The following is a 12,320-nucleotide window of genomic DNA, read 5'->3' on the forward strand; positions in this document are numbered from 1 at the left end:
AATTCCCTGTGTGATTTTTATCATCATAGTGAAACTGCTGGACTGAACCGAAGTAAGTTCAAACGATTAATTGGCGTTAACAATTGCAAAGGAAGCTTTGTTAGGTAACTGAGAAAGCTTTGAATTTGGGTGGTACCACGAAAATCTCGTCCCTGTATGGGGAGGAGATTTTTTTAGTTTTAGCTGGAAATCCAAATTTAAAAGAAAGAAGGAAAATTGATGAAAATCAAAGAAACCCTTAACTTGGGTAAAACTAAGTTCCCAATGCGTGGTAATCTTCCGGTTAAGGAATTAGAACGCGAAAACCTTTGGGAAGAAAACAAAGTCTACGAACAAAGACAAAAATTAAACGAAGGCAAACCAACTTTCGTCTTACATGATGGCCCTCCATACGCCAATGGTAACATTCACATGGGTCACGCCATGAACAAGATTTCCAAAGATATCATTGTCCGTTCTAAATCAATGATGGGCTTCCGCTCGCCATACGTTCCTGGTTGGGATACTCACGGTTTACCAATCGAACAACAATTACAAAAATCAGGGGTTGACCGCAAGTCAATGTCTGTTAACGAATTCCGTGAATTATGTCGTAAGTATGCTTTAGAACAAGTCGACAAGCAAAGAAAAGACTTTAAACGTTTAGGGGTAGCCGGTGAATGGGATAACCCATACTTGACCTTGAATCCTGAGTTTGAAGCACAACAAATTCGGACTTTCGGTAAGATGGCGGAAAAGGGTTTGATCTACAAGGGGCTTAAGCCAGTTTACTGGTCATGGTCATCTGAATCAGCTTTAGCCGAAGCCGAAGTTGAATATCAAGACCTTTCCTCCCCAACTGCTTTCTACGGGGAACAAGTCGTAGATGGTAAGGGTCTTTTTGACGAAAATACTTACTTTACAGTGTGGACAACGACTCCATGGACCATCCCTGCTTCTGAAGGGATTACGGTTGATGCTGATTTCGACTATGTTGTAGTTAAACCAGCCGGTATGGACAAGAAGTTTGTCTTTGCTTCCGAATTAGTGGATGCTTGTGCTGAAAAATTTGGTTGGGAAAACTTTGAAGTAGTGCAAACCGTTAAGGGGCGCGATATGGAATACATGACCGCCCAACACCCATTCAACCCTGACGTGAAACTCTTGGTGATGTTAGGTGATTTTGTGACTACTGACTCTGGGACTGGTTTGGTTCATACGGCGCCAGGTTATGGGGAAGATGACTACAATGTTGGGATGAAGTACGACTTACCAATCTTTGCACCAGTTGATAATAAGGGTTACTTAACTAAGGAAGCTGGAGCAGATTTTGAAGGGGTCTTCTACGAAGATGCCAACCAAGTGGCTCTAAAGAAGCTTGAAGACGCTGGTCTTTTAATTTTACAAGAAGACTTAGTGCACTCCTACCCATGTGACTGGCGGACTAAGAAACCAATTATCTTCCGAGCAACCCCACAATGGTTTGCTTCGGTGGACAAGATTCGCCAAAACATTTTAGATGCCATTGATGAAGTACAATTCTTCCTGGTTGGGGTCAAAAGCGTCTTCACAACATGATTCGTGACCGGGGCGACTGGGTTATCTCTAGACAACGTGTTTGGGGTGTGCCATTACCAATCTTCTATGCTGAAGATGGTGAAGCAATCTTAGATAAAGATGTTATTGCTCACGTGGCTGACTTGGTGGAAAAACATGGTTCTAACATTTGGTTTGAAAAGGATGCTAAGGACCTCTTGCCTGAAGGTTACACCAATGAACACTCACCAAATGGGATTTTTACGAAGGAAATGGACATTATGGATGTGTGGTTTGACTCTGGTTCATCCCACCAAGGTGTCTTAGCGCAACGTGATTATCTGACACATCCAGCTGATATGTACTTGGAAGGTTCTGATCAATATCGTGGTTGGTTCAACTCTTCCTTGATTACTTCCGTGGCTGTAACTAATCACGCGCCATATAAGCAAGTCTTATCACAAGGTTTCACTTTAGATGGTCAAGGTCGAAAGATGTCCAAGTCTTTAGGAAATACCATCGTACCGAGTGAAATTATTGACAAGATGGGAGCCGAAATTATTCGTCTCTGGATTTTATCTGTTGATACTTCTGCTGACGTACGAGTTTCAATGGATAGCTTTACGCAAATTTCTGAAAGCTACCGGAAATTCCGGAACACTATGCGGTTCATGTTAGGTAATACTACCGACTTCAACCCTGAAACTGACCGGGTAGCCTACGAAGATATGGAAGCCGTTGACAAGTACATGACCATTAAGTTAAATCAATTTACTAAGGAAATCTTGGATGCTTATGCAAACTACGAATTCATGTCCATCTACAAGCGTTTGATGAACTTCTTAAACGTTGATTTATCAGCTTTCTACCTGGATGTAGCTAAAGACGTGGTTTACATTGAAGCGGAAAATTCCAAGAAACGTCGCTCTATGCAAACGGTTCTTTACGATGTTTTGGTTAACTTAGATAAGTTAATGACCCCTGTTTTACCACACACGACTGAAGAAATTTGGCCATTCCTGAAGGAAGCCGAAGAATTCGTGCAATTATCAGAAATGCCAGAAGTTAAGCACTACGATGGAGAAGCCCAAATTTTAGCCAATTGGACCAAGTTCTTCGAATTACGTTCAAACGCTATGAAGGCTTTAGAAGAAGCCCGCGATGCGAAGTTAATCGGGAAGTCTTTCGAAGCTTCTCTTAACCTTTACGTTTCTGACGAAGTGAAGGCAGAACTTGAAGCCTTAGATACTGATGTGCGTCAAGCCTTAATTGTGTCTAGCTTAAATGTCTTACCATTAGACCAAGCACCAGCTGAAGCGAGTGACTTTGAAGACGTAAAAATTTTAGTGGAACACGCGGAAGGTGAGGTTTGTCCACGTTGTCGGATGATTAAGACTGACGTTGGTTCAGATGCTGATTTAGCAACGCTTTGTGCCCACTGTGCTCACATTGTTCGTGAAAACTACCCTGAAGCCGTTGCTGAAGGTTTAGAATAAAATTATAGAAATCCTACCCTTGAGGGTGGGATTTTTTTGAGGAGTTAAATTCGCAATTTAAGGCTATTTTTGGTATGATTAAAACATTGAAATAAGTAGAATTGAGGGTGAAAATAATGGAATTTGTAAAGGTTCATGGTTCGAATAACGACTTCTTTATCTTAGATGAAGAATTGCCTGGTCAAAAAATCAGCGACCAAAAATTACGGCAATTGGCCCAAAAAATCTGTGATCGTCAAACGGGTTTACACGGTGGGGCCGATGGAATTTTAGATATTACCGCTGGTCACGTTGGCACTCAAGGTCGCATGCGGGTCATTAATGCTGATGGGAGTGAAGCTAGCATGTGTGGTAATGGTTTACGAACCGTTGCCCGTTACCTCGCTCAAAAGAAGGCACAAGATGAATTCAAGATTCAAACTATGTATGCGGACCTTGACGTCAAGGCAGCTGGTGAATTTTACCCTGGAGTACCCGCTTATGATGCCGAAATTTCGCCTGTTTCCTTTAAGGCGGAAGACTTAGGAATGCACCTAGGTCAGGACAAGTTAATTGATCAAGTGGTACCCGAATTTGATCCAGAACTACGCTTTTCAGCAGTGGCCGTACCTAATCCACACTTGATTGCCTTTGTGGACCATAAAACAGTCATAGGTAATAAGTTAGGTGAATTGGCTTCTTACCTCAATGATGGTCAAAACCCTTATTTTCCAGATGGAGTCAACGTTTCCTTTGTAGAAGTTTTAGCTCCAGGAAAGATTTTTGTCCGGACTTATGAACGGGGAGTTGGTTACACTAATGCCTGTGGAACGGCCATGTCAGCTTCAAGTTTGATGTATGTGCTCTTATTTGGTGAACAAGTTCAATTAGAAGAAAGAATTACCGTGTTAAATCCTGGGGGAATGGTTAACACCATTGTCCACCAAAAGGAGAGTGGGACTTACTACATGTCCTTGATAGGTAATGCAACTGAAGTCGCCCAAGTCGAAGTAGATTTAGCCGCAGCCTTAGCGGGTGACTTTAGCCAGGCTAAATGGAAAGCCACCGGTGAACAAGCCCAATATGAAGCTTTTGTTAAAGAGGTCACGGAGGGATAAGATGGAATTTGAAGAAAAAGTTATCGACGTGGAACATATTTTTGATGGCCACATCGTGGATTTAGATGTTGAAACGGTCCTGACTCCTGAAGCCAGAAAGCCACCCGAGAAATTGCTTACCATGCCAATGCGGTAGGGGTAGTGATTGTTTCTGAGGACAACAAGATGCTGTTAGTGCGACAATGGCGGGCACCTTTACGGCAAGAAACTTTGGAAATTATTGCGGGCAAGTTGGAACCCGGTGAAAATGAAGCGAGTGCCGTGGTACGGGAATTAAACGAAGAAGCCCGCCTCCAAGCTCAAAGTGTGGAAAAGCTAACCAGTTTTTATGTTTCACCAGGCTTTACCAATGAAAAATTAACGCTATACCATGCTAGCGGCTTGAGCCCTGTAAGTGAGAAATTACCTCAAGATGAGGGCGAAATTCTTAACTTGGAATGGTTAGATATTAAGGAAGTCCAAGTAGCGATTGCTAAGGGCGAAATCTGTGATGCTAAGACTATCATGGCTGTGATGCTATGGCAAAGCTTACAGTAGGTAACGCGGATGGAAGAAAGAAGAACGCGTCGCTACCAAGAACAGGCGGAAATTAATGAGCCGCTTAATCGGACCGAAAGTCGGCGTCAAAATAGATTGCGCAGTGAAGAAGAAAAGACCCAAATTTTAAAGCGGAAACTTGATATTGTAATTGGAATTTTGAGTTTACTCATCATCTTAACTTGGCTCTTTATGCGCTTTATTAATTTTTAGAAATAGAGGAAGAAAAAGTGAAATACGGAATTATTTGTGCCATGGAAGAAGAAATTAAAGAACTGTGTGCGCACCTTGAAAATAGTCAAGTCAAAGACATTGGTGGCAGTGAATTTTACACGGGCCAAATTGAAAATCAAGAAATTGTCTTAGTTCGGGCGGGAATTGGTAAGGTTCAAGCCGGGGTTACCACGGCCTTGTTAATTGTCGAGTTTGGAGTTGACTGTGTGATTAACTCGGGTTCTGCCGGTGGGATTGGCCAAGGCCTACACGTCGGGGACTTAGTGGTTTCAACGGGGGCAGCCTATCACGATGCCATGGCGACGGTCTTTGGTTACGAACCGGGGCAATTACCACAACAACCACGCATTTTTACCGCCGATGAAGTTTTAGTCGCGCGGGTTATCCAAGCGGCTCAAACTACGGGTTTAACGGTTAAAGAAGGTTTGATTGTTACTGGGGATCAATTTATTTCTAGTCAAGATCAAATTGACCAAATTAAGGATATCTACCCTGAGGCTTTGAGTTGTGAAATGGAAGGAGCAGCAGTGGCTCAAGTTGCTTACCAATACCATAAGCCTTTTGCTATCATTCGTGCGATGTCAGACGTAGGTGATGAGGAAGCGGGCCAAAGTTTTGATGAATTTATTGTTGATGCCGGTAAGCGTTCAGCCAAGATGACTTTGGCTTTACTTGCCCAAAATTAAGAAATTAGCTATAATATTGGCACTGAATAAACGACCTTTAATCGTGGCTTTCAGCAATTTAGCTTAGTAAGGAAGTTTAAAATGGAACACATTTATTTTGATAATGCCGGGACGACACCTATGCACCCGGAAGTTATTGCAACTATGACCAAGGCAATGACGGAAAATTTTGGCAATGCTTCGGCGGTGAACTTTTACGGTCGCCAGGCTCGGGGGCTTTTAGATCAAAGTCGCCACACCATTGCTCAGTCAATTAACGCCCAAAAGGATACTGAAATTGTCTTTACCAGTGGGGGAACGGAAAGCGATAATACTGCCATTACCCAAGTGGCACATGCACGCAAGGCAGCGGGACGGCACATTATCACCAGTCAAATTGAGCACGAGGCTGTGCTCAAACCCTTAGAAGCTTTGGAAGAGGAGGGCTTTGAAGTAACCTACTTACCTGTGGATGAAAACGGGGTAATTTCTTTAGAACAATTGAAGCAAGCTTTGCGGCCGGATACTATTTTGGTGACAATTATGATGGGAAATAACGAGGTTGGTAGTCAGCAATCAATCCAAGCGATTGGGGAAATTGTGGCGGAATCTAACGCTCTCTTCCATACCGATGCGGTGCAAGCTTATGGGGTGTCAGAAATTGATGTGCAAGCGATGCACATTGACTTGCTATCAACTTCTGCACATAAAATTCAAGGGCCTAAGTTTTTAGGCTTCCTTTATCGGCGGGATGGTATTAACTTCAAACCGTTACTCAAGGGGGGCGACCAAGAATTAAAACGGCGGGCAGGAACAGAAAATGTACCGGCTATTGTTGCCTTTGCCAAGGCGGTTGAAATTGCCCAAACTGAAAAACAAGCTCACATTGCTCACTACCGGAACTTAAAACAAACCTTGGTTGATGGTTTGCAAACAGCGGGAGTGGACTTTGAAATTAACGGTCACTACCAAAATGGTGAGTTACCCCAAATCATCAGTTTATGGTTTAAGGATTGCCCAAGCGATTCACTTTTAACGAATCTCGATTTAGGTGGGGTGATTGCTGCTGCCGGTTCTGCATGTACGGCTGGTTCGCTCGAACCTTCCCATGTTTTAGCAGCCATGTATGGTAAAAATAGTCCACGTGTAGGTGAAACGTTACGCTTCTCCTTCGGAGCGCAAAATACCGTGGCAGAAGTTGAACAAGCGGTTGCTGCCTTAGTCAAGGTAACGACGCGTTTGAAGCAAAGAAAGGAAAGAAGATAATGGCATATGGTAAAGAAGCAAGTGTCTTAGGTAGTCAAGATAAGTATCGCCTAAGTGATAATATCAAAAAATATAGTTTGTTAGATGTGGGATTCATGCAAAGTAAAGGGGGAAAGTTCCAATTAGAACGTTCCTTAGATCCTTTTTCTCCTTATAACCAAGGTTACAAGTTAAAAGTAGTGATTGCTGCCGATATGCAAACTTTTAAACTGGCAACCGTGACTGCCAATGGGATGCGTGAAGTTAATATCTACAAGTCTAAAGAGCGTGAAGAAAGTGAAAAACAATTAAACTTTATCTTAGCTGAATTATTAGATAGAAAGATTTTAGAGAAAGTTAACTAATGCTTCTTAAAAGTAAGTAAATAAGGTTGCACTCTTTATAAAAAGCACGTATAATATCAAGTACTGAATAAACGACCTTCAAATCGTGGATTTCAGAATCTTATTGAAATGATGGTGAATATTTATGACAGATAACAGCAACACGCGTGTTGTTGTCGGAATGAGTGGTGGGGTCGACTCTAGTGTGACGGCCTATCTACTCAAGCAACAAGGTTATGATGTGGTTGGCGTTTTCATGAAAAATTGGGACGACCAAAACGATAGCGGGGTATGTACCGTAACCGAGGATTATCAAGATGTAGCCAAGGTGGCTAATCAGTTAGGAATTCCTTACTACTCAGTAAACTTTGAAAAAGAATACTGGGATCGGGTGTTCACTTACTTCTTGGATGAATACCGCGCGGGTCGCACTCCTAACCCTGATGTAATGTGTAATAAAGAAGTTAAGTTTAAGGCCTTCTTAGATTATGCGATGGAACTGGATGCTGACTACATCGCCATGGGTCACTACGCTCAAGTTAAGCGCGATGAAGATGGTACGGTGCACTTGATGCGTGGAGCCGATAACAACAAGGACCAAACTTACTTTTTGAGCCAATTGTCTCAAGAACAACTCCAAAGAGCTATGTTTCCTATTGGAAATATGGAAAAATCTGAGGTACGGCGCATTGCAGAAGAAACCGGTTTAGCTACAGCTAAGAAAAAGGACTCAACTGGAATTTGTTTTATTGGTGAAAGAAACTTTACCAAGTTCTTGAGCGAATTCTTACCAGCCCAACCTGGCAAAATGATGACCGTTGATGGTGAAGAGAAAGGTGAACACTTTGGTTTGATGAACTACACCATTGGTCAAAGAAAAGGTCTTGGTATCGGGGGAGATGCTAAAAGTAACGAACCCTGGTTTGTTGTCGGTAAGGACCTTGAAACTAACACTTTGTTAGTAGGGCAAGGTTACCATAATGACCACCTTTATGCCACAAGCTTAGATGCTAGCAAGTTGAGTTTCGTGACCGATATTACCAATCGTGGTCAAGAATTCCACTGTACGGCTAAATTCCGTTACCGCCAAGTTGATAGCGGTGTAACGGTGAAATTTAACGATGACCGGACTGTTGCGGAAGTTGTCTTTGATGAACCAGTGCGGGCTATCACTCCTGGTCAAGAAGTGGTCTTTTACGATGGCCAAGAATGTTTAGGTTCTGGTACGATTGACCATGCTTACATGAACGGTGAATTACGTCAATACGTTTAATACTTTAACGAGGTTGGAGCAATCTGGCCTCTTTTTTATATGGTTTTTAGCTTGTCGCTAGCCCTTTTTTTTGTAATAATGAAAGAGAATAATTAAAAATTAGAAGGGGACTTTATAGTGACAAAACTATTTTTTGTACGGCATGGAAAAACTGAATGGAACCTTGAGCGTCGCTATCAAGGCGCTCGGGGCGATTCTCCTTTGCTTGACCAAAGTTATCAAGAAATTAAAGAATTAAGTCAATATCTGCAACAGTTTGAATTTACTAAGGTCTATGCAAGTCCAATCAAGCGTGCGCGGATTACAGCTCAAGAAATCCTTAAGCATCTTAATAATCCACCACGGTTACAACTTGACGATGCTTTTAAAGAGTTTAACTTGGGAAAAATGGAAGGAATGAAGTTTAGTGATGTTAAACGTGAATTTCCCCATGAATACCAGGCCTTTCGTCATGATCCTAGTAAATATCGGGCTGAAGTTGTTGGTGGTGAAAGTTTCCAAGATGTTTTTAATCGCATGACCCCCAAGATTCAAGAGATTTGTCGCCGTTACCCTGAAGCTAATATCTTAATTGTTAGCCATGGGGCGGCCTTAGGAGCTGAAATCCGTCACTTGTTGGGTTATTCTTTAGAACATTTGCGGGACAAAGGAGGACTTAGTAATACTAGCACTACGATTTTAGAAAGTCATGACGGGCAAAGTTTTACTTGTTTAGCCTGGGATAAGGTAGACTATTTAAGTCGGCAGTTAGGAAAGGATGATAAGGTCTAATGGTGAGAAAAGAAAAACAGCAAAAAGCTGAAACTTTAGTGCATGAGCTAATTGGTAAAATTGACGCGGATCCAGAAAACGCGCAAAATTACTATAATTTAGGCAGTGCTTTAGTTGAAATGCAAAGTTTTCCGCAAGCCGAAGAATTATTCCGCCGGGCGTTAAGCCATTTTACAGATGCTAAAGACCGTGATTTATTAACTTATGGCCTTGGGAATGTCTTGTATGCGGCGGAATTTTATGTGGAGGCTAACCAAGAGTTTGCTAAAATTCAAGATAAGAAACTTAAATTAGATGCTCAACTGATGCAAGCCCAAGGTTTCTATGCCCAAAAGCACTACCAACAAGCCTTTGCCTATGCTTTAACGGTTAGTGAACAAGCACCTAAAAATGAAGTGGCCTTACTACTTTTAGGAGATTCTTTATTAGCTCTAGGACAATTAAATCAAGCTCAAGAGTATTACCAAAAAGTTTGGAACCTAAATTCCCAAAGTGCACCGGCAGCTTTTCATCTCGGTTTGATTTTAGTGACGCAAGGAAAAATTCAAGCAGGACAAGCGTATTTTGCTAAGGCCAAGGAGTTGGATGGTCTTTATTATCAAAAGCAAGAAGGTCGTCTTGCAGATTTAGAAAAGGTTATGCAAAAAAATCAGCTATAGGGGGAAAGAAAATGGTAATAACTGAACCCAAGCAGTCTCAAGTTGTCGGCACAATTAGTCGCATGATTTTTGAGTCTAAGGACAATTTTTTTAAGATATTAGTTGTAGACATCAAAGAAGTAAATTTTGAATGGTCACTGCCAACAATTACTGTGACAGGGAGTTTTCCTGAAATCGAAGCCCAAAGAGAATACGTTTTTTACGGTGCTTTAGTGGAACACGGTCGTTATGGCCTGCAACTCCAGGTTCAGGGTTATGAAGAGAGTCTCCCTAAAACTAAGGATGGCCTCATAGCTTATTTAAGTAGTGATGAATTTCCAGGGATTGGGAGGAAGACTGCGCAAAAAGTCGTTACAGTTCTTGGAGAGCAAGCTATTCAAAAAATTCGTCAGGACTATCAAGTTTTGGCGCAAGTTGACATTTCTCCTGCTCAGGCACAGGCGTTAACTGAGGGACTTAATAAGTTGGACGATAGCTTTAGTGAAATTTTATTGTACTTAAATGGTTTAGGGGTTTCTACACGGATGGTTGAAAAAATCTATAACCACTATCATACAGAAAGCCTTAGTGTGGTAAAGGATGATCCTTACCGCTTAGTGCGTGATATCAAAGGTTTTGGTTTTAAGTCTGCCGATGACCTTGCCTATGCTCAAGGAATTCAAGAAACAGACCCTGTACGTTTACGTGGGGGGTTACTGCAAACCTTGTTTGAGACGTGCCATACCAGTGGTGATACTTATTTGATGGCTGAAGAACTTCTAGATAAAGGGGCTGAATTATTAGCAACAACCATGCCACCTGAAAAGATGTATCCAAAGTTAGCGCAGGAATTGGCACAAATGCAAGAAGCTGGGGATGTAGTTTTGACAGAAGATCAAAAAGTATATCTTAAGACTTATTATATTAGCGAAAAAGAAATAGCTCTAAACCTACAGGAACAAGTTCGTCGTCTCCAAGATACTGATTTTCCTAGCCAAGAAGAAATTACAGACCTAGTAGCTGATTTTGAAGCAGAACAAGGGCTTGCTTATGGTGATGAACAAAAGCAAGCTATCTATCAAGCCTTAACAAGTCCAATCTTTCTTTTAACTGGTGGTCCTGGAACAGGAAAGACGACGATTATTAATGGGATTGTCCATTGTTACCAAAAACTCCACCCTCAAGCTGAATTAGCTTTAGCAGCACCAACTGGTCGGGCAGCTAAACGGATGGCTGAAACAACCGGTTACAAGGCGAGCACCATTCACCGGTTGTTAGGGTTGGGTCTAACCTCTAACCAGCGACAAGATTTGGAGGAAGAGGAACAAAATTTAGTGACAGAACCATTTTTGATTATTGATGAAAGCTCGATGATTGACACCCACCTGATGCGGACTTTGACCAGTAATCTTGGTGAAAAAACCCAACTTTTATTTGTGGGAGACAAAGATCAATTACCCTCAGTCGGTCCTGGACAAGTTTTTGCGGATTTACTGGCCAGTGACATTTTTCCTAAAGTTGAACTACGTCAAATTTACCGTCAAAAAGAAGAATCAACGATTCCGGTGTTAGCTCAAGCTATTCAAGCGGGTAAGTTACCGGAGAATTTTACTCAGACGCAAGTTGACCGGTCTTTTTTGGCTAATAGTGCGGGGCTGATTCCTGTACGTTTGAAGAAAGTTATTGAACGAGCTTTGCAAAGTCAGCTAAAGGCAGATGATATTCAAGTATTAGCGCCCATGTATCGTTCGGAGGCAGGAATTGATAATCTGAATCATGAGCTACAAGAGATTATTAATCCGCGTCAATCGTCGGGACAAGGTCAGCTGAAAAAAGAAGTGGAAATTAATAATTTTATCTTGCGGATTGGGGATCGTGTTTTACAAAAGGTTAACCAACCGGAAAAAGGTGTTTATAATGGCGATATTGGTAAAGTAGTGGGAATTGAACTGGCGGAAGATCACCAAACTGCTAAGCAGATTACGGTGGACTTTGATCAAAATGAAGTGGAGTACAAGCCTAATGAATTTTCTGAATTAACTTTGGCATATTGTTTATCGATTCATAAGGCGCAGGGAAGTGAATTTCCGGTTGTAATTTTGGTAATGGTAGATGAGTTTAGTCGCATGCTAAATCGCAATCTCCTTTATACCGGAATTACGCGTGCCAAGAATAAATTAGTCATGATGGGACAATTATCAGCTTACCAAAGAAGTGTGTCCACAACAACTGGTCAAAGAAAAACCGGATTGATAGCTAAATTACAGCAGATTTTTAACGGTGAATTGGCTCTGACTACAGGACAAAAGCAGGTTCAAAAAGTAGTGGTTACTCCTATTCAAGAGGGAGTTGATCCTGTAGTTGAGTTACAAGCGGAAGAATATTGTTTGACGCCTGCGTTGGCTATGTCAGAACAAATTGACCCTATGATTGGGATGGAAGGTTTAACCCCGGAAAATTGTTAACTAAAATGAGGCTTTTACTATTTTGGTTATTTCCATACAC

The 12,320-nt window shown here is 41.7% G+C and carries 11 protein-coding genes and 1 pseudogene; all 12 read left to right on the plus strand.

Going from position 1 to position 12,320, the window contains the following annotated elements:
- The first annotated feature begins 219 nt into the window (after window positions 1-219).
- The 12 genes and pseudogenes from ileS to recD2 all read left to right on the plus strand — a co-directional run bounded on the left by ileS (window position 220) and on the right by recD2 (window position 12,280).
- A pseudogene (ileS, locus tag JCM10991_RS11965) lies at window positions 220-3,011 on the plus strand (isoleucine--tRNA ligase).
- Between the two features lie 116 nt (window positions 3,012-3,127).
- Window positions 3,128-4,108 carry a diaminopimelate epimerase gene (gene dapF, locus JCM10991_RS00410; RefSeq protein WP_023858942.1) on the plus strand — a complete coding sequence of 327 codons (981 nt, stop codon included), beginning with the start codon at window positions 3,128-3,130 and terminating at the stop codon, window positions 4,106-4,108.
- Window position 4,109: 1 nt separating this feature from the next.
- Complete coding sequence (locus tag JCM10991_RS16340) at window positions 4,110-4,244, plus strand: hypothetical protein (protein ID WP_369384673.1); 135 nt, start codon at window positions 4,110-4,112, stop codon at window positions 4,242-4,244.
- Window positions 4,245-4,249: 5 nt separating this feature from the next.
- Entirely contained in the window at window positions 4,250-4,645 is a 396-nt protein-coding gene (locus JCM10991_RS11970; RefSeq protein WP_369384674.1) for an NUDIX hydrolase, read from the plus strand.
- Between the two features lie 9 nt (window positions 4,646-4,654).
- Window positions 4,655-4,858 (plus strand): hypothetical protein, encoded by a 204-nt coding sequence (locus JCM10991_RS00420; protein WP_025020238.1) that lies wholly within the window; start codon window positions 4,655-4,657, stop codon window positions 4,856-4,858.
- Window positions 4,859-4,875: 17 nt separating this feature from the next.
- On the plus strand, window positions 4,876-5,565 hold the full coding sequence (locus tag JCM10991_RS00425; RefSeq protein WP_025020239.1) for a 5'-methylthioadenosine/adenosylhomocysteine nucleosidase: 690 nt from the start codon (window positions 4,876-4,878) through the stop codon (window positions 5,563-5,565).
- A gap of 81 nt (window positions 5,566-5,646) precedes the next feature.
- A complete protein-coding gene (locus JCM10991_RS00430) occupies window positions 5,647-6,810 on the plus strand; it encodes a cysteine desulfurase family protein (RefSeq protein WP_025020240.1) in 1,164 nt (387 codons plus the stop codon).
- A complete protein-coding gene (locus JCM10991_RS00435; RefSeq protein ID WP_023858937.1) occupies window positions 6,810-7,154 on the plus strand; it encodes a DUF1831 domain-containing protein in 345 nt (114 codons plus the stop codon). Before JCM10991_RS00430 ends, JCM10991_RS00435 begins: the two co-directional genes overlap by 1 nt.
- 124 nt (window positions 7,155-7,278) lie before the next feature.
- A complete protein-coding gene (gene mnmA / locus JCM10991_RS00440; RefSeq protein ID WP_025020241.1) occupies window positions 7,279-8,406 on the plus strand; it encodes a tRNA 2-thiouridine(34) synthase MnmA in 1,128 nt (375 codons plus the stop codon).
- A gap of 117 nt (window positions 8,407-8,523) precedes the next feature.
- The gene (locus JCM10991_RS00445) at window positions 8,524-9,177 is read left to right on the plus strand and encodes a histidine phosphatase family protein (protein WP_025020242.1); all 654 of its coding nucleotides are present in this window, start codon (window positions 8,524-8,526) and stop codon (window positions 9,175-9,177) included.
- Window positions 9,177-9,836, plus strand: a complete 660-nt coding sequence (locus JCM10991_RS00450) for a tetratricopeptide repeat protein (RefSeq protein WP_023858934.1) — start codon at window positions 9,177-9,179, stop codon at window positions 9,834-9,836. Before JCM10991_RS00445 ends, JCM10991_RS00450 begins: the two co-directional genes overlap by 1 nt.
- An 11-nt stretch (window positions 9,837-9,847) precedes the next feature.
- A complete protein-coding gene (gene recD2 / locus JCM10991_RS00455) occupies window positions 9,848-12,280 on the plus strand; it encodes an SF1B family DNA helicase RecD2 (RefSeq protein ID WP_023858933.1) in 2,433 nt (810 codons plus the stop codon).
- The last annotated feature ends 40 nt before the right edge of the window (window positions 12,281-12,320 follow it).

This window comes from Ligilactobacillus equi DSM 15833 = JCM 10991, assembly GCF_000615765.1.
Lineage (GTDB): Bacteria > Bacillota > Bacilli > Lactobacillales > Lactobacillaceae > Ligilactobacillus > Ligilactobacillus equi.

Coding starts and splice junctions, on each gene's coding strand:
- dapF (WP_023858942.1), top strand. CDS start 3,128: ATGGAATTTGTAAAGGTTCATGGTTCGAATAACGACTTCTTTATCTTA.
- JCM10991_RS16340 (WP_369384673.1), top strand. CDS start 4,110: ATGGAATTTGAAGAAAAAGTTATCGACGTGGAACATATTTTTGATGGC.
- JCM10991_RS00420 (WP_025020238.1), top strand. CDS start 4,655: ATGGAAGAAAGAAGAACGCGTCGCTACCAAGAACAGGCGGAAATTAAT.
- JCM10991_RS00430 (WP_025020240.1), top strand. CDS start 5,647: ATGGAACACATTTATTTTGATAATGCCGGGACGACACCTATGCACCCG.
- JCM10991_RS00435 (WP_023858937.1), top strand. CDS start 6,810: ATGGCATATGGTAAAGAAGCAAGTGTCTTAGGTAGTCAAGATAAGTAT.
- mnmA (WP_025020241.1), top strand. CDS start 7,279: ATGACAGATAACAGCAACACGCGTGTTGTTGTCGGAATGAGTGGTGGG.
- JCM10991_RS00450 (WP_023858934.1), top strand. CDS start 9,177: ATGGTGAGAAAAGAAAAACAGCAAAAAGCTGAAACTTTAGTGCATGAG.
- recD2 (WP_023858933.1), top strand. CDS start 9,848: ATGGTAATAACTGAACCCAAGCAGTCTCAAGTTGTCGGCACAATTAGT.